Annotated in this window: 27 protein-coding genes; 16 read left to right on the forward strand and 11 right to left on the reverse strand. The window is 67.7% G+C overall.

The genetic code is table 11. From position 1 onward, the window contains the following. The first annotated feature begins 45 nt into the window (after positions 1–45). A complete protein-coding gene (locus ACO227_RS10065; RefSeq protein WP_423601709.1) occupies positions 46–1536 on the forward strand; it encodes a ComEC/Rec2 family competence protein in 1491 nt (496 codons plus the stop codon). 118 nt (positions 1537–1654) lie between these two features. Here the strand turns inward: ACO227_RS10065 and ACO227_RS10070 are convergent, their stop codons facing one another. Next, positions 1655–2311, reverse strand: a complete 657-nt coding sequence (locus ACO227_RS10070) for a GcrA family cell cycle regulator (protein WP_423601710.1) — start codon at positions 2309–2311, stop codon at positions 1655–1657. Positions 2312–2372: 61 nt separating this feature from the next. On the opposite strand from ACO227_RS10070, the gene ACO227_RS10075 reads away from it, so the two are divergent. From ACO227_RS10075 to queE, 7 genes are all read left to right on the forward strand, one after another. Further along, positions 2373–3221, forward strand: a complete 849-nt coding sequence (locus tag ACO227_RS10075; protein WP_423601711.1) for an ABC transporter permease — start codon at positions 2373–2375, stop codon at positions 3219–3221. Positions 3222–3334: 113 nt separating this feature from the next. Further along, positions 3335–4531, forward strand: a complete 1197-nt coding sequence (locus ACO227_RS10080; protein WP_423601712.1) for an aspartate aminotransferase family protein — start codon at positions 3335–3337, stop codon at positions 4529–4531. A gap of 51 nt (positions 4532–4582) precedes the next feature. Then, positions 4583–5518, forward strand: coding sequence for an ornithine carbamoyltransferase (gene argF / locus ACO227_RS10085; protein WP_423601713.1), 936 nt, complete (start codon positions 4583–4585; stop codon positions 5516–5518). Between the two features lie 113 nt (positions 5519–5631). Then, on the forward strand, positions 5632–6552 hold the full coding sequence (locus ACO227_RS10090; RefSeq protein WP_423601714.1) for an Hsp33 family molecular chaperone HslO: 921 nt from the start codon (positions 5632–5634) through the stop codon (positions 6550–6552). A gap of 44 nt (positions 6553–6596) precedes the next feature. Next, positions 6597–7001, forward strand: coding sequence for a DUF3617 domain-containing protein (locus ACO227_RS10095; protein ID WP_423601715.1), 405 nt, complete (start codon positions 6597–6599; stop codon positions 6999–7001). Between the two features lie 44 nt (positions 7002–7045). Continuing rightward, complete coding sequence (gene queC / locus ACO227_RS10100) at positions 7046–7747, forward strand: 7-cyano-7-deazaguanine synthase QueC (protein ID WP_423601716.1); 702 nt, start codon at positions 7046–7048, stop codon at positions 7745–7747. Beyond that, positions 7744–8376, forward strand: a complete 633-nt coding sequence (gene queE, locus ACO227_RS10105; RefSeq protein WP_423601717.1) for a 7-carboxy-7-deazaguanine synthase — start codon at positions 7744–7746, stop codon at positions 8374–8376. The genes queC and queE overlap by 4 nt, the downstream gene beginning before the upstream one ends. A 76-nt stretch (positions 8377–8452) precedes the next feature. Here queE and ACO227_RS10110 read toward each other — a convergent pair whose 3' ends face one another. The 3 genes from ACO227_RS10110 to lipB all read right to left on the reverse strand — a co-directional run bounded on the left by ACO227_RS10110 (position 8453) and on the right by lipB (position 10324). Beyond that, entirely contained in the window at positions 8453–9103 is a 651-nt protein-coding gene (locus ACO227_RS10110; RefSeq protein WP_423601718.1) for a hypothetical protein, read from the reverse strand. Positions 9104–9313: 210 nt separating this feature from the next. Beyond that, positions 9314–9568: a hypothetical protein gene (locus tag ACO227_RS10115; RefSeq protein ID WP_423601719.1), complete on the reverse strand. Its 255-nt coding sequence runs from the start codon at positions 9566–9568 to the stop codon at positions 9314–9316. Between the two features lie 66 nt (positions 9569–9634). Next, positions 9635–10324 (reverse strand): lipoyl(octanoyl) transferase LipB, encoded by a 690-nt coding sequence (gene lipB / locus ACO227_RS10120; RefSeq protein ID WP_423601720.1) that lies wholly within the window; start codon positions 10322–10324, stop codon positions 9635–9637. 88 nt (positions 10325–10412) lie between these two features. Here lipB and ACO227_RS10125 point away from each other — a divergent pair, with 88 nt between their 5' ends. Continuing rightward, positions 10413–11237 (forward strand): hypothetical protein, encoded by an 825-nt coding sequence (locus tag ACO227_RS10125; protein ID WP_423601721.1) that lies wholly within the window; start codon positions 10413–10415, stop codon positions 11235–11237. Continuing rightward, entirely contained in the window at positions 11234–11968 is a 735-nt protein-coding gene (locus ACO227_RS10130) for a hypothetical protein (protein ID WP_423601722.1), read from the forward strand. Before ACO227_RS10125 ends, ACO227_RS10130 begins: the two co-directional genes overlap by 4 nt. Here the strand turns inward: ACO227_RS10130 and ACO227_RS10135 are convergent. The 3 genes from ACO227_RS10135 to ACO227_RS10145 are packed head-to-tail and all read right to left on the reverse strand — an operon-like array spanning position 11932 to position 13861. Continuing rightward, positions 11932–12531, reverse strand: a complete 600-nt coding sequence (locus ACO227_RS10135; RefSeq protein WP_423601723.1) for a GNAT family N-acetyltransferase — start codon at positions 12529–12531, stop codon at positions 11932–11934. The two genes, ACO227_RS10130 and ACO227_RS10135, sit on opposite strands and share 37 nt — an antisense overlap. 4 nt (positions 12532–12535) lie before the next feature. Then, entirely contained in the window at positions 12536–13387 is an 852-nt protein-coding gene (gene hemF / locus ACO227_RS10140) for an oxygen-dependent coproporphyrinogen oxidase (protein WP_423601724.1), read from the reverse strand. Positions 13388–13396: 9 nt separating this feature from the next. Then, positions 13397–13861, reverse strand: coding sequence for a tRNA (cytidine(34)-2'-O)-methyltransferase (locus tag ACO227_RS10145; RefSeq protein WP_423601725.1), 465 nt, complete (start codon positions 13859–13861; stop codon positions 13397–13399). A gap of 211 nt (positions 13862–14072) precedes the next feature. On the opposite strand from ACO227_RS10145, the gene petA reads away from it, so the two are divergent. The 5 genes from petA (at position 14073) to ACO227_RS10170 (ending at position 18014) form a co-directional block, all read left to right on the forward strand. Continuing rightward, positions 14073–14645, forward strand: coding sequence for a ubiquinol-cytochrome c reductase iron-sulfur subunit (gene petA, locus ACO227_RS10150; RefSeq protein ID WP_423601726.1), 573 nt, complete (start codon positions 14073–14075; stop codon positions 14643–14645). Positions 14646–14659: 14 nt separating this feature from the next. Continuing rightward, complete coding sequence (locus ACO227_RS10155) at positions 14660–15949, forward strand: cytochrome b (RefSeq protein ID WP_423601727.1); 1290 nt, start codon at positions 14660–14662, stop codon at positions 15947–15949. A 17-nt stretch (positions 15950–15966) separates the two neighbouring features. Beyond that, positions 15967–16821 carry a cytochrome c1 gene (locus ACO227_RS10160; RefSeq protein WP_423601728.1) on the forward strand — a complete coding sequence of 285 codons (855 nt, stop codon included), beginning with the start codon at positions 15967–15969 and terminating at the stop codon, positions 16819–16821. 73 nt (positions 16822–16894) lie between these two features. Further along, positions 16895–17428: an adenine phosphoribosyltransferase gene (locus ACO227_RS10165; protein ID WP_423601729.1), complete on the forward strand. Its 534-nt coding sequence runs from the start codon at positions 16895–16897 to the stop codon at positions 17426–17428. A 67-nt stretch (positions 17429–17495) separates the two neighbouring features. Next, entirely contained in the window at positions 17496–18014 is a 519-nt protein-coding gene (locus ACO227_RS10170) for a hypothetical protein (RefSeq protein ID WP_423601730.1), read from the forward strand. Positions 18015–18035: 21 nt separating this feature from the next. Here the strand turns inward: ACO227_RS10170 and ACO227_RS10175 are convergent, their stop codons facing one another. The 3 genes from ACO227_RS10175 to ACO227_RS10185 form a co-directional block, all read right to left on the reverse strand. Further along, positions 18036–18482 (reverse strand): MaoC family dehydratase, encoded by a 447-nt coding sequence (locus ACO227_RS10175; protein ID WP_423601731.1) that lies wholly within the window; start codon positions 18480–18482, stop codon positions 18036–18038. A gap of 69 nt (positions 18483–18551) precedes the next feature. Next, positions 18552–19958, reverse strand: coding sequence for a hypothetical protein (locus ACO227_RS10180; RefSeq protein ID WP_423601732.1), 1407 nt, complete (start codon positions 19956–19958; stop codon positions 18552–18554). Positions 19959–20009: 51 nt separating this feature from the next. Beyond that, positions 20010–20330 (reverse strand): hypothetical protein, encoded by a 321-nt coding sequence (locus tag ACO227_RS10185; protein WP_423601733.1) that lies wholly within the window; start codon positions 20328–20330, stop codon positions 20010–20012. A gap of 73 nt (positions 20331–20403) precedes the next feature. Between ACO227_RS10185 and ACO227_RS10190 the strand changes: the two genes are divergently transcribed. After that, complete coding sequence (locus ACO227_RS10190) at positions 20404–21240, forward strand: oxygenase MpaB family protein (protein WP_423601734.1); 837 nt, start codon at positions 20404–20406, stop codon at positions 21238–21240. A 664-nt stretch (positions 21241–21904) separates the two neighbouring features. Here ACO227_RS10190 and ychF read toward each other — a convergent pair. Then, a complete protein-coding gene (gene ychF / locus ACO227_RS10195) occupies positions 21905–23005 on the reverse strand; it encodes a redox-regulated ATPase YchF (protein WP_423601735.1) in 1101 nt (366 codons plus the stop codon). Between the last annotated feature and the right edge of the window lie 131 nt (positions 23006–23136).

The following is a 23136-nucleotide window of genomic DNA, read 5'->3' on the forward strand; positions in this document are numbered from 1 at the left end:
CATCATTTTGCGTTATATTGCCCGCGCGGATCGTGGGGGACGGCCATGCCTTTTCTGGACGATGATTTCATCGACATGCGCTGCGACGACGGCAGCATCTGGCATCTCTACTGGGGCGACGAGGTGGAGATCGTCTCGACCAGCGCCGCCGGCCACCGCATCAAGGCACTGGAGCATGGCGGCAAGGTGCGGCGTGAGGGGCTCGTCAAATCATCGGCCAGGTTCCGCGACACCGCGCTACTGCGCCTGTCGATGATCGACGTGCAGCAGGGCGACGGGCTGATCCTCGAGACGCCGGGGCGCAAGACGATCTTCATCGACGGCGGCGACAACAAGCTGTTCGCGCGCCACGCTGCCTTCCGCTTCCGCGGTACCACCGCGGCCGATCCGCTCAAGGTCGACCTGCTGCTCGTGACGCATGGGGATGCCGACCATTTCGAGGGGCTCAACATCCTGCAGGGGACCGAGACCGAGGACGGGATCGACGAACGGCAACGGCTCTTCATCATGCCGCTGCGCTATTACCACAATGGCATGGTCAAACGGCCGGGCAACAAGCCCGATGGCAAGGCGCGCAAGGACCTGGAGATGCTGGGCGCGATCACCGAGGTCGACGGCGTGCCGTTCGTCACCGGGCTGGTCGACGATCCCGCGGACGTGCCCGAGATCGAGCGCAACAAGCATTTCAAGTCATGGGTTACGGCGCTGGACACCTGGGACGCACGGACCCTGGCGCTGACCGGCGCGCCGATGGTCCGTCGGCGGGTCGATCATCTGAGCATCGACGCATTCGATTTCCTCCATGAGGACGGCGTGGTGGTCGAACTGCTCGGGCCGATCAGCGAGCCGACGCCGAACGGCCCGGGCCTGCGCTTCCTGCGCACGCCGCCGAGCAATGCCGACATGATGCTCGGCACCTTTCCGCCGCCGGGCAAGGGCGGCTGGTCGGAGAGCCACACGATCAACGGTCATTCGATCACGTTCCGCCTGCGCTATGGCAATGTCCGCTTCATGTTCACCGGCGACATGAACCAGGAATCGATGGCGCGGATGCGCGCCGCGCTGCCCAATGCCGCGCTGCGTTCGGAGATTCTCAAGACCCCGCACCACGGTGCGGCGGACTTCGACATGGAATTCCTGAAGGAGGTCGGCGCGGTTGTCTCGATGATCTCGTCGGGCGACGAGAGCGCGGCAAAGGAGCATATCCACCCGCGCGCGACGCTGATGGCGGCGCTGGGCAAGGCCGCACGCACCACGCCGGCGGTGATCTTCTGCACCGAGCTCGCCGCCTTCTTCGCGATGCGCGGGACCTCGCGCGACCTCGACCCGGGGGCGAAGGAGAAGCCCGTCTATTTCGGGTTCGAGCGCACCAACTACGGCATCATCCACATCCGCACCGACGGCACGCGCGTGCTGGCGTTCACCCATTCGGGCGAGCGCGGCACCAACGAAGCCTATCGCTTCGCGGTCTCGGCGAACGGCGACATCGCCTTCGCGCCCAGGCCGGTGTCGGTCAGCGCGCCGAAGCTGGCTTAGGCTTCGGTGAGACGGCGAACGCCGCGTGGCGCCGCCTGAGTAGCTCGTAGGTGAGTTCGGCGGTATCGCTCATTGCGTCAGCCTAACTCACCACCGCATCAAGTCCATGAACGCCGCGTCAGCGGACCCGCGGGCCACCATAGGGCAGCGGCGGCGGCGGACGGCGGTCGCGGCGCGGGAGCTGCGCCTGATAGGCATGGCCGCAATGCTCGACGCAATAGGGGAAGCCCGGGTTCACCTTCTCGCCGCAGAAATGGAAGTCGGGCTCGCCGGGATGGCCGAGCGGCCACTTGCAGATCTTGTCGTTGAGATCGAGCAGGCTGGTCTTGCCCTCAATCTCCTTGCTCGGCTTGGCCGGGACGAGGCGGCGCGGCGGCGCGGGCGCGATCGGTGGGGCCTGTTCGCCGGGGTTCTGGCGAATGAAGCCGCCGGGGCCGACCGAGCGCAGCACCGGGCCGTCCGCCGCAGGCTTGGACGCGGCAGGCGCGGCGGACGGCGCGGCCTCGCGCGGCTCGGGAGCCACAGCGGCGGGGGCCGGCTTCGGCGCAGGAACGGGCCTGGGCATGGGCGAGGCTTCCGCGGCGGGCGCTGCGGCCTTGGCCTCGGGCGCATTGGGCTTCACGGGCGAGGGGCGCGAGGCGAGGCCGAGGCGGTGCGCCTTGCCGATCACGGCATTGCGGCTCACCCCACCCAGCTCCTCGGCGATCTGGGTGGCGGTCATGCCGCTGTCCCACATCTTGCGCAGCGTCTCGATCCGTTCGTCGGTCCAGCTCATTCAAACGTCCTTACATCATCCCCGTTGCGGGGTGCGGCGGCAGCCTTTACCCGGCCTTGATATGGCCGAACAACCCCAACCGCATGAAACCATCATCGCCGCCCCCGGCGTTCCGGTGATTCGCAACGTCAATTGGGGAGGGCTGTGGACGCTATATGTGAAGGAGGTGCGCCGCTTCTTCAAGGTGCAGCTCCAGACGATCTGGGCGCCGGCCGTCTCGCAGCTGTTGCTGCTGGTGGTATTCACCACTGCGCTCGGCGCGCGCGGCGAGGTGTCGGTAGGCGGAGTCGCGGTGCCGTTCGGTACCTTCATCGCCCCGGGCCTCGTCGTCATGGGCATGCTCAACAACGCCTTCGCCAATTCGAGCTTCTCGCTGCTGGTCGGCAAGATCCAGGGCACGATCGTCGACTATCTGATGCCGCCGCTGTCGACCGGCGAGCTGCTCGCGGCTTTGTGTGGCGGCGCGGTGACGCGTGCCTTCTGCGTCGGCGCGACAGTGTGGCTGGCGATGCTGCTGTTCCTGGGATCGGTGATGGTCCCGCAGAATTTGCTGGCGGTATTGTGGTTCGGGTTCTTCGGCGCGCTGATGCTCGCCTTTCTCGGCGTGCTGACCTCGATCTGGGGGGAGAAGTTCGATCACGCCGCGGCGATCACCAACTTCGTGGTCGCGCCGCTGACGCTGCTCTCAGGCACTTTCTACTCGGTCGACCGGCTTGCGCCGGCCTTCCAGACGGTGAGCCACTTCAACCCGTTCTTCTACGTGATCTCAGGCTTCCGGTACGGATTCCTGGGGGTGAGCGACGGCTATGCCACGATCTGGACCGCGGGCGGCATCGTGCTGGCGATCGACGTGGTGCTCGGCATCCTCTGCTATCTCCTCCTGCGCAGCGGTTGGAAGCTCAAGAATTGAGCGGGGTTGCCCCCTTGTTTCGGGGGCGATAAAAGCGCGCTCCAGGCGGTCCGGCTGGGCCGCCTTTCGTGTTTCTGGAGTCCAACCCCTCAAGCCTTAGGAGGAGCAGTCCAATGTCGATCACCCCGCTCATGCCCGTCTACCCGCGGTGCGATGTGCGTCCGGTGCGAGGCGAGGGCTGCTATCTGATCGACGAGCGAGGCGAGCGTTACTTGGACTTCGCCGCGGGCATCGCGGTCAATGCGCTCGGCCATGGCCATCCGCACGTGACCAAGGCGATCGCCGAGCAGGCCGCGACGCTGATGCACGTCTCCAACCTCTACGGCTCGCCGCAGGGCGAGGCGCTGGCGAAGCGCATCACCGACAATTGCTTCGCCGACACGGTGTTCTTCACCAATTCGGGGGTCGAGGCGATCGAGTGCGCGATCAAGACTGCGCGCCGTTATCACTATGTCAACGGCAACCCGCGGCGGCACAAGCTGATCACCTTCAAGAACGCCTTCCACGGCCGTTCGATCGGTGCCATCTCGGCGACCGACCAGCCCAAGATGCGCGACGGGTTCGAGCCGCTGCTGCCGGGCTTCGACTATGTGAAGTTCAACGACCTCGAAGGCGCGCTGGCCGCGATCGACGACGAGACCGCGGGCTTCCTGGTCGAGACGGTGCAGGGCGAGGGCGGGATGACCGCGGGCACGCTCGAGTTCATCCAGGGCCTGCGCAAGGCGTGCGACGAGCATGGCCTGCTGCTGATCCTCGACGAGATCCAGTGCGGCTATGGCCGCACCGGCAAGTTCTTCGCCTATGAGCATTACGGCATCACGCCCGACATCATGACCGTGGCGAAGGGCATCGGGAACGGCTTCCCGCTCGGCGCCTGCCTCGCCACTGAGGAAGCGGCCAAGGGCATGGTCGCGGGCACCCACGGCTCGACCTATGGCGGCAACCCGCTCGCCATGGCGGCGGGGCAGGCAGTGCTCGACGTGATGCTCGAGCCCGGCTTCTTCGAGCATGTCGAGAAGATGGGCGAGCGGTTGCGCGCCGCGTTCGAGCAGCTGATCCCCAACCACGATCACTTGTTCGACGAGATCCGCGGCAAGGGGCTGATGCTCGGCATCAAGCTCAAGGAGCCGGCGGTAAGCCGCGAGTTCGTGGCCCATCTGCGCGACAATCACGGGCTGCTGACGGTCGCGGCGGGCGAGAACGTGTTCCGCGTGCTGCCGCCGCTGGTGATCGAGGAAAGCCACATCGCCGAGTGCATCGAGAAGCTGAGCGCAGGCGCGCGCAGCTACGTGCCGCCGGCCGACGATTGATCCTTCCCGCCGGCGTCGCATGCGGCGCCGGCGGCGATGGGGAGCCTTCACATGACCTATCGCAACTTCCTCAACCTTTCCGACGCGGGGCCGGACGGCGTCGCCGCGATCCTCGCCGACGCGATCGACCGCAAGCGCGCGCGCGCCGGCCTGCCCAGGGGCGCGACCGATGCCGATGCGCCGCTCGCCGGGCACACGCTGGCGATGGTGTTCGAGAAGAACTCGACTCGTACGCGGGTCAGCTTCGAGATGGCGATCCGCCAGCTCGGCGGCAGCGCGGTGGTGCTCGACGCCGCGACCAGCCAGCTCGGCCGTGGCGAGACCGTTGCGGACACCGCGCGCGTGCTGTCGGGCTATTGCGACGCGATCATGGTGCGCACCGACGATCACGCCAAGCTGCTCGAAATGGCCGAATATGCCACGGTGCCGGTGATCAACGGCCTCACCGACGACAGCCACCCGTGCCAGATCATGGCCGATCTCCAGACGATCCTGGAGAATGGCAAGGCGCTGCCGGGGCTCAAGGTCGCCTGGCTCGGCGATGGCAACAACGTCCTCGCCTCGTTCATCGAAGCAGCGGGGCTGATGCATTTCGACGTCGTTGCCGCTTGTCCGCAGAGCTTCTCGCTGCCCGAGACGGCGATGGCGGCGGGTAAGGGCCGCGCGCGCACCGTCAACGATCCCGCCGAGGCAGTGGCGGGCGCCGATGTGGTGGTTACCGACACCTGGATCTCGATGGGGCAGGCGCATGCCGAGGCGAAGCTCGCCGCGCTCGCGCCCTATCAGGTGACCGCGGCGCTGATGGCCAAGGCCAAGCCCGACGCCAGGTTCCTTCACTGCCTTCCCGCGCATCGCGGCGAGGAAGTGACCGACGAGGTGATCGACGGCCCGCAGTCGCTGATCTGGCCCGAGGCGGAGAACCGCCTCCATGCCCAGAAGGCCGTGCTGCGCTGGTGCTTCGGCCAGATTGGTGCCGATCTCGGGTGAGTTGAAGCGGAGTTTCGCATCCCCATATTCCGCGAAACCCGACAATCCGTTCGTTTCGATCGAGGCCCGGCAATGCCGGACCCCGTTTCGGCTTGAACGGTGGAGACAAGACAGTGACTAACCCCGCCGATCTCGACCGCACGGTCAACTTCACCCTGCCGGCGCGCCACGCGCGCGGTCGCGTCGCGCGGCTCGGGCCGGTGCTCGACCGCATCCTTGAGGCGCATGCCTATCCCGCCCCGATCGAGCGCGTGCTCGCCGAGGCGCTGACGCTGACCGCGTTGCTCGGCTCGATGCTCAAGGACACCAGCGGCCAGCTCACGCTGCAGGCGCAGACCCCGGCGCAGCGCGGCGGCGGCATCATCAAGCTGATGGTGTGCGACTATAAGGGCGGCGAGCTGCGCGGCTATGTCGACTTCGATGCCGAGCGGCTGGCGGAGCTGGGCGAGAATCCCTCGCTCTACGCGCTGTTCAACCAGGGCTATCTCGCGGTCACCTTCGACCAGGCGGCGACCGGCGAGCGCTATCAGGGCATCGTCCCGCTCGACGGTGGCTCGATCGCCGAGGCGGCGGAGAATTATTTCGACCAGTCCGAGCAGATTCCGAGCCTGGTGCGGCTCGGCATCGGCCACGACGCCGCGGGCAAGTGCGTCGCCGGCGGCTTGTTCCTCCAGCATCTCCCCGAGGGCGAGGAGGGCGGCGAGCGGCTGCACGCGCGCGACCATCATCCCGAATGGGAGCATGTCGAGGCGCTCGGCGCCACGATGGGCGCGGACGAGCTCGCCGATTCGTCGATCCCGCTCGAGAACCTCGTTTGGCGGCTGTTCAACGAGGAGGACGAGGTACGCGTGCAGGGCGGGGTCGAGCTGGTGCGCGGTTGCCGCTGCGACGCCGCCTATATCGAATCCGTGCTCGCCAAGTTCAGCGACGAGGATCGCGCGGAGATGGCGCAGGACGGGGTCATCACGGTGGATTGCGCCTTTTGCGCCCAGAAATTCCCGATCGCGGTCGGCGACGCCGCGCCGCAACCATAATTGTAACGTAAACGACAGGCGAATCGTGCTAGAGGAGCGATGAAATGAAAAAACTCGCTTTTATCGGCACAGCTTCGGCCTTGCTCGTGGCCGGCGGCGGTTATGCGCTGGCGCAATCCGGCACGCTCGTCGCGCTCGCCAAGATCGAGCGCGGCGAGTGGCAGCTTCGCGCCTCCGACGGCAGTACCCGCTCGATCTGCGTCACCGATCCGCGCGTCCTGCTCCAGCTGCGCGAGCGTGCCGCGGGCTGCACCAACTTCGTCGTCGAGAACGAGCCGAATGCGGGACGCATCACCTTCTCCTGCCCCACCGGCAAGACCGATACGCGCATCACGGTGGAGACGCCGCGGCTGATCCGTCTCGAGACGCAGGGGATCATCCGCGGCCTGCCCTTCACCGAGGAATATGAGGGGCGCCGCACCGGGGCGTGCAAGGCGGCGGGGCGCTGAGCCTGCGCCTTGCCGCGCCCGGGCAAAGCCGGTAGCCCAAACCGATGACCGACAATGTGACGAACGGCAGGCCGATCGCGGTCGCCCTGGTTTCGGGTGGCCTCGACTCGTTCGTGTCCGCCGCGCACGCACGCGCCGACGGGTATCGCCTGCTCGCGCTCTCGGTCGACTATAACCAGCGTCATCACGTCGAGCTCGCCGCCGCGCGGCGCATCGCCGCATCGCTCGTCGCCGAGCGTCATGTCGTGCTGCCGCTCGACCTGTCGCAGTTCGGCGGCTCGGCGCTCACCGCCGACATCGACGTGCCCAAGACCGGGGTGGGGGAGGACATCCCGGTCACCTACGTCCCCGCGCGCAACACGATCTTCCTGAGCCTCGCGCTCGGCTGGGCCGAGGCGGCGGGCGCGCGCGACCTCTATATCGGGGTCAATGCGCTCGACTATTCGGGCTATCCCGATTGCCGGCCCGAGTTCATCGCCGGGTTCGAGAAGCTCGCCGAGCTCGCGACCAAGGCGGGCGTCGAGGGCGAGCCGTTTCAAGTCCATGCGCCGCTCCAGCATATGACCAAGGCCGACATCGTCCGCGAGGGCGTGCGGCTCGGGCTCGATCTCGGGCTCAGCTGGTCGTGCTACGATCCGGCGCCGGGCGGGCTGCATTGCGGGCTGTGCGACAGCTGCCGGCTGCGGTCCAAGGGCTTCGAGGAAGCGGGCGTTCCGGACCCGACCCGCTACGCGCACCAGCCATGACCTATGCGGTCAAGGAGATGTTCCTCACCCTCCAGGGCGAGGGGGTGAATGCCGGCGCGCGCGCGGTGTTCGTGCGCTTCGCCGGGTGCAATCTCTGGTCGGGACGCGAGCAGGACCGCGCGGCGGCGGTGTGCAAGTTCTGCGACACCGATTTCGTCGGCACCGACGGACTGGGGGGCGGCAAGTTTGCCGATGCGGACGCGCTCGCCGCGGCGGTCGAAGGGTTCTGGGGCGAGGGCCGCGAGCGCCGCTTCGTGGTGCTCACCGGGGGCGAGCCGATGCTCCAGGTCGACGACGCGCTGGTCGATGCGCTCCACGTCCGCTGCTTCCGCATCGCGATCGAGAGCAACGGCACCCTGCCCGTCCATCCGGGCATCGACTGGGTGTGCATCAGCCCCAAGGCGGGGAGCGAGGTCGTGCAGCGCTCGGGCGACGAGCTCAAGCTGGTCTGGCCGCAGGCCGGCACCGACGTCGCGGTGCTCGAGACCTGGGACTTCGCCCATTTCCTGGTCCAGCCGATGGACGATGCCGATGCCGCGGCGAACGTGCAGGCGGCGGTGGATTTCGTGCTCGCGCGTCCGAAATGGCGCCTGACGCTTCAGACGCACAAGACGCTGGGGTTGCGGTAGGCCGGATTCACTCGGCCCGAGCCGATAACGAAATTCCTCCCTCAGTGAGGGAGGAATTATTGAATGCCGGTCCGTTCTAGCGCTTGGGCAGGCACCGCTGCGGCGAATAGACGTCCTTGCGCCAGCATTTCTCGTTGCCGAAGATCGGCATCACCGCCAGGCCGGGGACATGGGCATAATACATGCTCGGGAATTGCTGCTCGCCCCAGCGGATCAGGCTGTTGCGGATCTCGCGCAGCCGCAGCGCCGCGAGTTCGCCGAACTGACCGCGCGGCGTGAACACCGCCTGGTTCGAGACATCGTCGGCCGCGGCGCAGAAGGTGAGCTGCGCATGCACCGCCGAGAAGCTCGAATAGACCTTGGTGCCGTATTGATCGAGCGCCATCTGGCCCGCCTTGGCGGTCTTGTTGGAGCGCATGAAATATTTGGTCAGCGTCGCATAGGAGCTGTTGAGCTCGGCGGCATGGTCCTTGAGGATGGTGTTGTAGTTGGGCAGCGTCAGCAGCGTCGGGGCGAACTGGCATTGCAGCGCGGCGACGTTGAGCGCGGCGCGCAGATTCCACACCATGGCCGCGCGCAGCTCGGGCTGCGTGGCGCCGGGCAGCGCCTGCGCCAGGATGCCCGGCTCCTCGCCGGTGATGCGCGGGCCCGAGATGTCCGGCCCCTTGAAGTAGAATTGCGCCGATGCCGGCGCCGCAATGCACAGCGCGGCTGCCGTGCCGCCCATGCAAACCAAACGCGAAACGAGCATCCTCAACCCTCTTGAACACGACTACCGTGCGCCCGGGTTACGGATTTTTTACCGTGCTCCCAAGTGCTTTTTGGTCCCGGCTTCGTTGCGCCCCCGCAAGGAGCCGCAGGATCCCGGGGTCGGAATCGAAAGGGCCGCCCGGTTGCCGGGCGGCCCTCGACAAAGTGCAATTCGCCGAAGGCGAGATTAGTTGCCGTTGCCCATGGTGTCGTTGCCCATCGACATGGTGTCGTTGGCCATGCCCATGTCGTTGCCGGTGGCGCCGTCGACCATGGTCATGTTGTCGCTGGTGGTGCCGTCGAGCACCGGGTCGGTCGCGTTGACGTCCATGACCGCGGTGTTGTCGGCAGTGGTCTCGGTCTTCTCGCCGCAGGCCGAAACCAGCAGCGCGGCGCTGGCGATCATCGAACCGGCAACGGCCTTGGTGAAAAGTGCACGCATGTATGAGGCTCCCTAGATATGGTGGGGCCGACCCGCTGGCCGTTATTCCCCGAACCGGCGTGGACATTAGTCGCTTCGTGCCATCCCCTCAACCCTGGTTCTGGACGGGCATGCGCCGCCGAGCGAGTCGAGAAAGGCCGGGAGCGCTAACGCGAGCGCAGCGTCAAAGGTTGCGGGGGAAATGTCTTTTCCCAGCGCGGCGGCGCTGGTGACCGGGAATTCGGGCAGGCCGCATGGCACGATCCCGTTGAAATCATTTAGATTCGGGTCGAGATTGACGGCAAAGCCATGCATCGTCACCCAGCGCCGCACGCGCACGCCGATCGCACCGATCTTGGCCTCGCTGCCGCTGTCCCGGGTCCAGATGCCGATGCGCCCCTCGGCGCGGAACGCGTTGATGCCGAGCTCGGCCAATGCCGCGATAACCCAGCCTTCGAGCGCATGGACGTAGCAGCGCACGTCCTTGTTGCGGCGGCTGAGGTCGAGCATCGCATAGCCGATGCGCTGCCCCGGCCCGTGATAGGTGTAGCGTCCGCCGCGCCCGGTCGCGAACACCGGGAAGCGCGGATCGATCAGCTCGGCGGGGTCGGCGCTGGTGCCGGCTGTGTAGACCGGAGGGTGCTCGAGCAGCCAGACCAGCTCGTCCGCCTCGCCCGACTGAATCGCGGCGACGCGCGCTTCCATCGCCGCCAGTGCCTCGGGGTAGGGGACACGCCCCGCCGCCACGCGCCATTCGATGCCGCTTTTCGTCTCCATCGCGCGCAAATGGCGCGGCCCGCGCCAGTTCGCAACCAGTGGCGCGCCTGTTCGCGATCGGCTAACGGTTCGCAATAAGGGGTGAAACATGATCAGCATGGGTACCGTCTGGGATCGGACGGCGGAATTTCTGAGCGACAATCTGGGCACGATCCTGCCGGTCGCGCTGACCGCGATCTTCGTTCCGGCGGCGATCAGCGGCAGCCTGAGCGAGCTGAACCGCGGTGCCGCGCCCGGGCTGGCGGCGGGGCTGGGGTTCGCATCGCTGCTGCTCGGGATCGTCACCTTCTGGGGCCAGCTCGCGATCACCGCGCTGGCGCTCGATCCTTCGCTGGGCCGCGGCGCGGTGCCCGTCGCCACACGCCGCCTGCCCGCCGGGCTGCTGGTGATGATCGTGCTGCTGCTCGCGGCGCTGCTGCTGGCGATCCCGGTCGGGGTGATCCTGGCCTTGAACGGCGTTGATTTCGGCGCGGCCACGCCCGGCGCGATGCCCGAGGTGCCGCCCGCCGCGGCTTTGTGGGTGGTGCTCTACGTCCTGCTGCTGCTGCCGGTGATGCTGTGGCTCGCCGCCCGGCTTGCGGTGGTGCTGCCCGCGCTGGTCGGCGAGCGGCTGGCGCTCGGGTCGATCGCGCGCAGCTGGCGGCTGACGGACGGCAGCACGCTCAAGATCGTCGGCGTGCTGATCCTCTATGCGGTGGTGGCCACGGTGGCCAGCCTCGCCGCGACCACGGCGTTCGGGGCGATCTTCGCGCTGGTCGCCGGCCGCGGCGAGGACGGCCTGTCGCTCGCCACGGTGCTCACCGTGATCATCGGCGGCGCGGTGTCGACCGCGTTCACCGTGCTCGGCACCGCCTTCACCGCCAAGCTGTTCCTCGCGCTGCGCGACCGCAAAGAGGCTGCCGCGGCGCAATGAGGCTTTCCCTTGGCAGCACGCTCGCCGATGCTGCGGCCCTGTGGCGCTCCGAGCGCGATCTCGTCGTCCGCATCGCGGGGGTGTTCTACCTGCTGCCGATCCTCGCGCTGGCGATGCTGGCGAGCGGGATGGCGCTGCCCGACCAGGCGACGCCCGAGCAGGTGCGCGAGGCGGTCAGCAACTTCTATCGCGACAATCTCGTCTGGCTGCTGCTGATCTCGGTCGCGCTCGAATTCGGCACGCTGGCGCTGCTCAAGCTGTTCCTCCAGGGCGGCCGCACGGTGCGCGACCTGCTCCAGTCGGCGGCGGTGCGCCTGCTGCCCTTCGTCCTGCTCGGCTTCGCCAATGGCGCGGTGATGCAGCTCGGCTTCACGCTGTTCGTCGTCCCCGGCATCTACATCTTCGGCCGCACCTGGATGATGGGCGCCGCCTATGCCGCCGAGCCGGGGCGCGGGCTGTTGGGTGGGATCGAGCGCGGCTTTCGGCTGAGCGCCGGCAACGGCTGGCGCCTCGCGCTGCTCGGCTTCGGGGTGGCGATGGTGATCGGCGCCGGTGCGCTCGCGCTGCTGATCGTGGCGCAGATGCTGATCGCGGCCGCCGACGGCGCGCAATGGGCGCAGGCGGTGTTCCTTGTGCCGGTCGCGGCTGCGGCCACCGCCGCCTACGCCGCCTTCACCCTGGTGCGCGTCGCCGCCTATCGCCGGCTGGCGGGATCCAGCAACGGGATGTGAGGCGCCGCCTCGCGCGGCAGATGGCCCGACAGGCGCGGGTCGGGGAAGGTCTCGACCGTGCGGCTGAACGCGACGAAGCCGCTCGCGCGGTAGAAGCCCAGCGCCGACGGGTGATCCAGCGTGCAGGTGTGCACCCACACCCGCATCACCTCCTTCCGCCAGGCCCGTGCGAGGGCTTGCGCCATCAGCCAGCGGCCATGGCCCTGGCCGGCGAGCTCGGGCACCAGTCCGAAGAAGGATAGTTCGCACGTCGCCTTCTCGCGGAAATCGAGCTCGAGCAACCCGATCTCGATCCCGCGGGGGTCGGCGACGGCGAAGATCTCGATGCCGGGATCGTGGATGATCGCGGTCAGCCGCGCCTCTTCCATGATCAGGCGCGAGAACCACAGCCACGGCTCGCCGATGCGCCGGAAGAGGGCACGGTACTTGTCCGGCGCCGGCTTCTCCCACTTCACCAGCCGCAGCGGCGATTCGGGCAGCGGCCGGGGGCGAGGGCGCTCCAGCATCTCGAGGCTGGTGACGACCGTCGCCACCTCGCCCGGCTTGACCGGGATCAGGCCCACCCAATCAACTCCACGTGGCGACCGGCGGCAGGCTCATCAGGATCGCGTCGATATTGCCCCCGGTCTTGAGCCCGAACAAAGTCCCGCGGTCATAGACCAGGTTGAACTCGGCATAGCGCCCGCGCCATTCGAGCTGGCGTGCCTTGTCCGCCTCGGTGAACGGCATGGCCATCCGCCGCCGCACGATCGCCGGGAAGATGGCGAGGAACGCTCGCCCGACATCCTGGGTGAACGCGAAGTTCGCGTCCCAGGCCGTGTCCTCGCTGTCGAGATGATCGTAGAAGATGCCGCCCACCCCGCGATGCACCTTGCGGTGCGGAATGTAGAAATAGTCGTCGGCCCACGCCTTGAAGCGCGGATAGTGCTCGGGATCGTGCCGGTCGCACGCCGCCTGCATCGCCGCGTGGAAATCGGCGGTGTCGTCCTCGTACGGAATCGGCGGGTTCAAGTCCGCCCCGCCGCCGAACCAGCGCTTGGTCGTGCACAGGAAGCGCGTGTTCATGTGTACCGCAGGGACATGCGGATTGGCCATGTGCGCGACCAGGCTGATGCCGGTGGCGAAGAAGCGCGGATCCTCGCCCGCGCCGTGGATCGACTTGGCGAAATCGCCCTCGAAGATGCCGCCGACGGTCGAGACGTTGACCCCGACCTTCTCGAACACCTTGCCCTTCATCACCCCGCGCACGCCGCCGCCGCCGGGTTCGCCGCTCGGGTCGGCGCGATCCCACGTCATGTAGTCGAACGCGGCGTCCGATCCCGCCTCGCGCTCGATTCCCTCGAACTCGGCGCAGATCAGGTCGCGCAACTGTTCGAACCAGGCGCGGGCGGCGGCTTGTTGATCGTCGAGGGTCAGCATGCGCGGCCCCTAGCCGATCGAAGCCACGGAAGGCCAGCCGCCGGTTTGCCGCAGCGCTTCGGCGAGCACGATCCCCACCGAGACCGACAGGTTGAGCGAGCGCAGCCCGGGCGCCATCGGGATGACCACGCGCGCATCGGCGCGGGCATGGACATGCTCGGGCGCCCCCGCGCTCTCGCTGCCGAACAGCAGCACGTCGCCGGCGGCGAAGGCGAAGTCGTGCAGCGGGGTCGCGGCCATGGTGGTCAGCAGCACGAGTCGGCCCGCCGCCTGCGCGGCAAAGGCGTCCCAGTCGCGGTGCCGGGAGATCGCGACGTGATCGATATAGTCCATGCCGGCCCGCGCCACGCGCTTGTCGTCCCACGCGAATCCCATCGGCTCGATCAGGTCGACCGGCGTCGCCAGGCACGCGCCGATCCGCAGGACCGCGCCGACATTCCCGGCGATATCGGGCTGGAACAGGGCCACACGCATGGCGATCCCGATAGGGCAGGGGTGCCACTGGTCACAAGTGGGGGCTGCCCCAGACAAAAAGGCGGTTGGCAAATGCGGCATGTGGCGTCTATCAGGCCGCCCAACCACCGGGGGCACCGGGGGATTTGGCGTGGCGTTCGCGCGCTTCGCCGCACCGGTTTCTAAGTATGGCGCGCTCGCGCCTGGGTTTTTGAAGTGCAAGGGCTGATGCATGGCAACGCTTGATGAAGCTGTTACCCCGGACGGAGCGCATGACGCGCCGGCCGATCCCCGCCGCCGCGACTATCTCGCGATCGGCGCGGTCGCCTGGGCGGGCGTCGGCGCGGGCGTCGTCGCGCTGCCGCTGATCAACCAGATGAGCCCGTCGGCCGACGTGCTCGCGCTGTCGACCACCGAGCTCGACATCTCGGCGATCCAGCCCGGCCAGTCGGTCAAGGCCAGCTTCCGCAAGCAGCCGCTGTTCGTGCGCAACCTGACCCCGAAGGAAATCGCCGAGGCGAATGCAGTGCCGGTCAGCGACCTGCGCGATCCGCAGACGCTCGCCGAGCGCACCAAGGCGGGCAAGGAGAACTGGCTCATCACGCTCGGCGTCTGCACCCATCTCGGCTGCGTGCCGCTGGGCGCGGGCGAGGGCGAGAACAAGGGGCCGTTTGGCGGCTATTTCTGCCCGTGCCACGGCTCGGCGTACGACACCGCCGCCCGCATCCGCACCGGCCCGGCACCGAAGAATCTCGAGGTGCCGCCGTATGAATTCATTTCCGACACCGCGATCCGGGTCGGCTGAGGGGCGAACAGGCAATGAGCTTTCCCTGGGCAAAGCAGTATGAACCGAAGCACCCGCTGATGAAGTGGGTGGACGACCGGCTCCCGCTTCCGCGCTTCGTCTACAACGCGGTCGGCGCCGGCTATCCGGTGCCGCGCAACCTCAACTATTTCTGGAACTTCGGCGTGCTCGCCGGGATGTTCCTGGTGATCCAGATCGTCACCGGCATCGTGCTCGCGATGCACTATGCGGCGAATGCCGGGATCGCGTTCGACAGCGTCGAGCACATCATGCGCGACGTCAACGCCGGCTGGTTCATCCGCTACGCGCACGCCAACGGCGCGTCGATGTTCCTGCTAGTGGTCTACATCCACATCGCCCGCGGCCTGTGGTACGGATCGTACAAGGCGCCGCGCGAGATGGTGTGGCTGCTCGGCGTGGTCATCTTCCTGCTGATGATGGCCACCGCCTTCATGGGCTATGTCCTTCCCTGGGGGCAGATGAGCTTCTGGGGCGCGCAGGTGATCACCGGCTTCTTCTCGGCGATCCCGGGCGTGGGCGAGACGATCCGCGTGTGGCTGCTCGGCGGCTTCGCGCCGGACAATGCCGCGCTCAACCGCTTCTTCTCGCTCCACTACCTGCTGCCGTTCGTGATCGCCGGCGTGGTCATCCTCCACATCTGGGCGCTGCACATCCCGGGCTCGTCGAATCCGACCGGCGTCGAGGTGAAGAGCGAGCAGGACACGGTGCCGTTCCACCCTTACTACACCGCCAAGGACGGCGTGGGCGTGGGCGTGGCGCTGATCGTGTTCGCGGCGCTGATCTTCTTCGCGCCCAACCTGCTCGGCCACCCGGACAACTACATTCCGGCCAACCCGCTTTCGACCCCGGCGCACATCGTGCCGGAGTGGTACTTCCTGCCCTTCTACGCGATCCTGAAGTCGTTCACGATCGACTTCATCTTCCCGGCGAAGCTGTGGGGCGTGCTGGCGATGTTCGGCTCGATCCTGCTGCTGTTCTTCCTGCCGTGGCTGGATACCTCGCCGGTGCGCTCGGCCAACTACCGGCCGGCCTATCGCTGGTTCCTGATCGTGCTGCTGGTCGACGTGCTGGTGCTCGGCTACATCGGCGGCGCCTCGCCCTCGCCGGGCGTGATCCTGGTCGGCCAGATCGCCACCGCCTATTACTTCCTGCACTTCCTCGTGATCCTGCCGATCGTGTCGGCGATGGAGCGTCCGCGTCCGCTGCCCAACTCGATCACCGAAGCGGTGCTCGCGGGCAAGGGCGGGACGTCGCCCGCGCAGACCGCGCTGGCTGCCGAATAAAAGGGGCTTGAGACAACATGGTTCGCATCGGCGGATTTATCATCGGCGTCGGCTTCGTCTTCGCCCTTCTCCTCGGCATCTGGGACACGGTCTACAATTGGATCAAGGAGCCCCCCGCGGCCACCGCGGAGCATGAGTTCCACCATCATCCCAAGAAGGTGGACTTCTCGTTCAACGGCTTCTTCGGCAAGTACGACAACCGCCAGCTCCAGCGCGGCCTGCAGGTCTACAAGGAAGTCTGCGCCGCCTGCCACTCGCTGCGGCTGGTGTCGTTCCGCGACCTTCAGGCGCTGGGCTATGACGAAGGCCAGGTGAAGACGATCGCCAAGGGCTTCCAGGTGCCGTCGATCAACCCGGAGACGGGCGAGCCGGCGACCCGCGACGGCCTGCCGTCGGACCGCTTCCCGTCGCCCTATGCCAACGACGTCGCCGCGCGCGCCGCGAACAACAACGCGATCCCGCCCGACCTGTCGCTGATGGCCAAGGCGCGTCACGACGGCAGCAACTACATCTACTCGCTGCTGACCGGCTATACCGACCAGGCGGGCTACAAGAACGAGAAGGGCGAGGAACTGCTCAAGGAGTTCCCCGAGGCGAAGACGCCGGAGGGCCTGCACTTCAACCCCTATTTCGCGACGCTCAACCTCGCGATGATCCCGCCGCTCAAGGACGGGCAGGTGACCTATACCGACGGCACCCCGGCGAAGGTCGACAATTACGCGAAGGACGTCGCCGCGTTCCTGACCTGGACCGCCGAGCCCAAGATGGAAGCGCGCAAGACCGCCGGTCTCGCGTCGATCATCTTCCTCGTGATCTTCTGCTTCCTGACCTACGGCGCCAAGAAGCAGATCTGGCGGAACGTGAAGGACTGAGTCCTTCGTCCGGACAGTTTCTCCGTCGGCCCGGGAAGCGATTCCCGGGCCGTTCGTTTGAAGGGACAAGACGATGCCTGCCGACGATCTCGCCGCGCTGATCCGCACCATCCCTGACTTCCCCAAGCCGGGGATCATGTTCCGCGACATCACCACCTTGCTGCTCGACCCCGCCGGGCTCGCCCGCGCGGTCGAGGCGATCGTCGACGCCGTCGACGGCCCGGTCGACCTGGTCGCCGGGATCGAGGCGCGGGGCTTCATCTTCGCCTCGCCCGTGGCGCTCGCGCTCGGCGCGGGCGTGCTGCTGGTGCGCAAGGACGGCAAGCTTCCCGGCGCCACCGTCGCGGAGGACTATGCGCTTGAATATGGCACCGACCGCATTGCGATCCATGCCGACGCCTTCGCGCCCGGCGCGCGCGTGCTGCTGATCGACGACCTCATCGCCACCGGCGGCACCGCCCGCGCCGCGGTCCGCCTGCTGCGCAAGGCCGGCGCGCAGGTCACGCAGGCGGCGTTCGTGGTCGACCTGCCCGACCTCGGCGGCGCTGACGCGCTGCGCGCCGAAGGCATTCATGTAACCGCTCTGACAGCGTTCAAAGGCCATTAAGGAACCGGGGCGTCAACTCTCCCGTTGTCAAGAGGATAGGGCGTGCGATGCGCCCGTGGAGAGTGACATGTACATCCCGCGTATCTTTACCGCCGGGTTGATCGGCGCGGCGGCGCTGGGCCTGTCCGCCTGCACCGATGGCTATGGCTATTCCGGCGTCTCGCTCGGCTATGGCGGCGGCTATTATGACGACGGCTATTATGGCGGCTATTACGGCAGCCCCTATTGGGGCTGGTACGGCGACTATTACTATCCGGGCTCCGGCTACTATGTCTATGACCGCTATCGTCGCCCACATCGCTGGAGCGACAGCCAGCGCCGCTATTGGGAGGGCCGCCGCCACGACTGGCGCGGGGACCGCCGCGAGGTGCGCGAGAACTGGCGCGAGTTCCGCCAGGACCGCCGCGTCGACGATCGCGCCTATCGCCAGGACCGGCGCAACGACCGCCAAGCCTATCGCAGCGGCCAGGTGACCCGTCCCGAGTTCCGCGCCGAACGGCGGGACGACCGTCGCGAATATCGCCGCGAATACCGGCAGGACCGCCGCGAACTGCGACGCGAGAACCGGCGCGACCGCCGCGACTGAGCCGGCGGTTCGGCGGCTGGCCTAGGCCGGCCGCCGCGCCACCAGGCCGCGCGCGATGAAGCTCATCACCGGCTCGTCATGCTGGTTGAACACGGTCATCCGCGCACGGGTGCGGCCCATCTCGGGGCGCTTCTCCATCAGCTCCTTCTCGAGCAGCTCGTTCTCGCAGCGCAGCGTGTCGCCGGGATAGACCGGCTTGATCCAGCGCAGCTCGTCGATCCCGCCCGCGCCGAGGCTGGCCGAAGGGTTGGCCTTCATATGCTCGACGAACATCGCCATCGTCATCGCGCAGGTGTGCCAGCCGCTTGCCGACATCCGCCCGAAATGGGTCTTGGCCGCCGCCTCGTCGGAGAGGTGGAAAGGTTGCGGGTCGTATTTCTCCGCAAACGCCAGCACTTCCTCGCGCGTCACCGCGTAGGAGCCGAAGCTGGCCTTGTCGCCGACCGTCAGGTCCTCGAAATATTTCATGCAATCAGTTTCGCGTTGAAACTTGTTTTTGGCAAGAGGGGACGGAGCGTGCCCGCCCCCTCCGCCACGTCAGTTCCCGAGCGAGAGCTTGGCGAAGCCGGTCACGCTCACCGGCGATCCGCCGTAATAGGGATCCAGCGCGTCGGGCTTGGCATAGGCCGCCACCGTCCCGCCGAGCGCGAGGTTGACCGACTTCGCGAGCGGGATGCGATAGGCATAGCCGCCCTCGAAGCGCGCGACGCGGAATACCTGGTCGTGCAGCGGATGGGCGTGATCGGGGAACAGCTCGCTATTCTCGGTCACCTCGGCGCGTCCGAACAAGGAATGGCGGGCATCGATGTCCCAGTTCGCTTCGGCCAGCCAGGCGGTGAGCGTGTCGCCGGGGATGCGGTTCTTGGCCGAGAAGGCTAGCGCCGCGGAGAGGCCGCCACGGGCATAGTGGATGCTCGCGGTGGTCCGCGCCTCATCCCCGCCGTGCAGCGCCTCGGGCTCCTCGAGCCGCCCATGGCTCACCTGCATCGCCCAGTTGGGCGAGGGGGTGAGCGTCGCGCGGAAGCTCCACGAATCGAACTTGGGCGTATCGATCCCCCAGCGTTCCTCGTCGGGCTCGCGCCCGGTGAACAGCGAGCCTTCGAGCTGGAAGGCGCGGGTGCGTACGCCGGCGGTCGCCACGCCATAGGTGATGTGAGTCGAATCGAACCAGTGATGCGCGATCGGCGACATCGGCTGGTAGCGCGCCGAGCGGCGGTGCATGAAGGCGGGCGGTCCCATCGCCGGCTCGCCCACCGGCCCGCCATAGAGGAAGGCGGTGGCGCCGTCGGCGACGTCCACCTCGACTCGTGCGGCCAGCTCCATGAACAGGTCGTGCGGGTGCTGGCGGTCGACCAGCGCCTGGCCGAACGCGGTCTCGCCGGTCGCGAACAGGTTGGGATAGCCGCGGCGACCCATCAGCGGCTCGAGGCTGAACATCGTCTTGAGCTCGATCCGCGCGCCCTCGCCCAGCTCGCGGGCGGCGGTGACCATGCCCATCGACTGGACGAACGCCATGTCGTCGCCGCGCGGCCCGCCCTGGTCGGTCACCACGCCCCACAGATAGCCATGGCCCATGATCATCCAGTCGCCCGCCATGAGATGGAGCCCGCCATGCTGACCGCCCTCGGCAGCGGGCAGCAGCGCGGTGCCCGATGCGGTCGCGGCATTGGGACTCGGCTGGGCGGGCGCGGCATCTGTCTGCGCGGGGCCGTGCTGGTGCTGCGGGTGCGGCGCGGGCGCCGGAGCCGGGCTGGGCGTCGCCGCCGGCATCCGGTGTTGGCCGTGGTCGTGCTGCGGCGCGGGGGTCGGCGTCGGCGTAGGGGTCGGTGTCGGCGTCGGGGCAGGGGCCGGCATCTGGTGCTGGCCATGGTCGTGCTGCTGGGCCGCCGCGACGGGCAGCGGCGCCGCCGCCAGCAGGGCGGCAAGCGATAGTTGCGTCTTCATCTCTAGTCTCCGTATGCGATCGTTCGAACGGGGCGGGAGCCCCGGCGACGATCAGGCGCGCGGAGGGGGTGGCTCGGGCGTCAGCGCCGCATTGGCGAAACCAGCCGCCAGGGGGGGCAGGCCGTGGCGCGCGACATAGAGGCGCGGCGGCGCGACTCGCACCAGCTTGAGCGTGGCGGGCGCGATGCAGCCGACGCACAGCGCCTTGCCCATCTTCACCGGCTGGTCGGGCTGGGGCGCGGGCACATCGTCCATCGGCATCGCGTGGCCCGCCATCGCCGCCGGCTCGTCGTGGCACGCCGGGGCGGCCGCCGTGGGGGCGGGCAGGGTGCTGAGGACCAGCGCCAGCATCAGGAACAGCCGGACGAGCATCGCGCCCCCATAGCGTGCGCGCGGCGCGCCGCCAACCTTGCCCGTGCCGGGCGCCGCCCCTAGCTTGCCCGCGATGCCGCCGCCCGATCTTTCCGCCGGACTTCGCGCCCGCCTGATCGGCGTGGTGCGCCGCACCTTCAACGACCAGGAGAAGGGCGAGAAGCCGGTCCAGCGCAGCGGCGACGCGCTGTTCCCGCGCGGCTGCGTGACCTGGCGGGTGCATGGCGACGTCACCACGATGATGGTCGGCGGGGTCGCCTCGCTGCTGCTGCAGATGCTGCACCCGGCGGTGCTGGCGGGGGTGTGGGACCACAGCGCCTTCCGCAAGGACATGCTCGGCCGCCTGCGCCGCACCGCGCGCTTCATCGCCGAGACCACCTATGCCGAGCGCGGCATCGCCGAGGCGACGATCGCCCGGGTGCGCGAGGTGCACGAGCGAGTCGCCGGCACGCTGCCCGACGGCACCCCCTATCGCGCGGATGACCCCGAGCTACTTGCCTGGGTGCATGTTACTGAAATGTATAGCTTTCTTGCCGCGTGGCAGCGCTATGGCGTGCCGATCACGCGCGAAGAGGAGGACATCTATTACGCTGAGACCGCGCGCACGGCCGAGGCGCTCGGCGCCGATCCGATCCCGCGCAGCAAGGCCGAGGCCGAGGCGCTGATCGCGGCGATGCGCCCGCAGCTGGCGGTCGATGCCCGCACCCGCGAGGTCGCGCGCTTCGTGCTCGAGCATCCCGCGCCGAGCCTGATCGTCGCGCCGGCGCAGACCGCGATCTTCGCCGCCGCGGTCGACCTGCTGCCCGACTGGGCCCGCGCGATGCACGGCCTCAAGCGCCCGGCCGCGACGCCACTGGTGCGCGGATCGACGCTGGCGATCGCCAAGACCTTCCGCTGGGCATTCGGGTAGGGGTTTTGGCCGAGGTTGCGTTTCCGGTGCATGCTGCACGATCCCACTTTGCTGATATGGTTATGTTTATGTCTGAATTATAACCTAATTGGATTGTGGAGGAAAGTGAAGGCGTGAAAATCCCGGATTCCCGCCGCTTTCTGCGGTGCGGGGGCCGGGGATCGGGCCGGGGTAGAAGGCTTCCAACCCTGTGCGAGGCGAGGATTCGACAGGCGGGTACGGAACATGTCGTGGACGATGTTGGGTTTGCGCACCGGGGGCGTGTCCGCGTTTGCAGCACGAATGTCCGGAAGGTGGAAGCGGCCGATGCGAGCGACGGCCGAGAGGGGGATTCGCGCAGAGGGCGCAGAGGACCGCAGAGGACCGCAGAGGACCGCAGAGGCGCAGCGATGTCGCTCTGCCGCATCAGTGGCCCGGGTCAAGCCCGGGCTGACGATTAGAGGTTGTCCGATTGAAGTCGAACCACCGTCATTCCCGCCCTTCGGCTGCCTGCAAGGCAGGCGCTCAGGATAAACTTCGGCCAAAGGCCGAAGGCGGGAATCCATTCTGGCTGGCCGGTGTGGGACTCACCCGCTTTCAGCGATAATGGATCCCCGCCTTCGCAGGGATGACGATAAAGGCGAATTGATCCCAGCGATAACAACGACTTGTCTGGGTTCTTAACTCAGACGTTGAAGCGGAACAGCATCACGTCGCCGTCCTGGACGACATATTCCTTGCCTTCCGAACGCAGCTTGCCGTTGTCGCGCGCGCCGGCCTCGCCGTTGAACTTGATGTAGTCGTCATAGGCGATCGTCTCGGCGCGGATGAAGCCGCGCTCGAAATCGGTGTGGATCTCGCCCGCGGCCTGCGGCGCCTTGGCCCCGACATGGGTGGTCCAGGCGCGCGCCTCCTTGGGGCCGACGGTGAAGAAGGTGAGGAGGTGGAGCAGCGAATAGCCGGCGCGGATCACGCGGGCGAGGCCGGTCTCCTCGAGCCCCAGCTCGGACAGGAACTCGCCGCGCTCGTCGGCGGGCATGGTCGCGATCTCGGCCTCGATCGCGGCGGAGACGACCACCGCCTCGGCGCCCTCGGCCTTGGCCTTCTCGAACACGCGCGCGGAATAGGCGTTGCCGTTGGCGGCATCCTCCTCGTTGACGTTGCAGACGTAGAGGACCGGCTTGGCGGTGATCAGCTGCGCCTGCTTGAGGACGCGCTCCTCCTCGACGTCCTTGGGCTGGGTGAGGCGCGCGGGCTTGCCTTCGCGCAGCAGGTCGAGCGCCTGGCCGAGGACCGAGGCGGCGATCTTGGCTTCCTTGTCGCCCTGCGCGGCCTTCTTCTGGAGGTTAGGGACTCGCTTCTCGAGGCTTTCGAGGTCCGAGAGCATCAACTCGGTCTCGACCGTCTCGGCGTCGGCGATCGGATCGACCTTGTTGTCGACATGCTGGATGTCGTCATTCTCGAAGCAGCGCAGGACATGGACGATCGCGTCCACCTCGCGGATGTTGCCGAGGAACTGGTTGCCGAGACCCTCGCCCTTGCTCGCGCCGCGCACCAGACCCGCGATGTCGACGAAGCCGAGCTGGGTCTCGATGATCTTGGCCGAGCCGGCGATCCTGGCCAGCGCCTGCAGCCGGTCGTCGGGCACGGCGACGTTGCCGACATTGGGCTCGATCGTGCAGAAGGGATAGTTCGCCGCCTGCGCCGCGGCGGTCTCGGTCAGCGCGTTGAAGAGCGTCGATTTGCCGACATTCGGCAGGCCGACGATGCCGCAGCGAAAGCCCATTTGTCTCTAGGTCCTGTGGTCCGGGAAAGGCGCGCAGATAGGGCGGACCGCGGGAAAAGGCCAGCGTGCAGTTGACGCGGCGGGAAAGCCGTTATCCGTCGCCCCGGCGAAAGCCGGGGGCTTCTGGCGGT

Source organism: Sphingomonas sp. MS122, from assembly GCF_049532975.1.
GTDB lineage: Bacteria > Pseudomonadota > Alphaproteobacteria > Sphingomonadales > Sphingomonadaceae > Sphingomonas.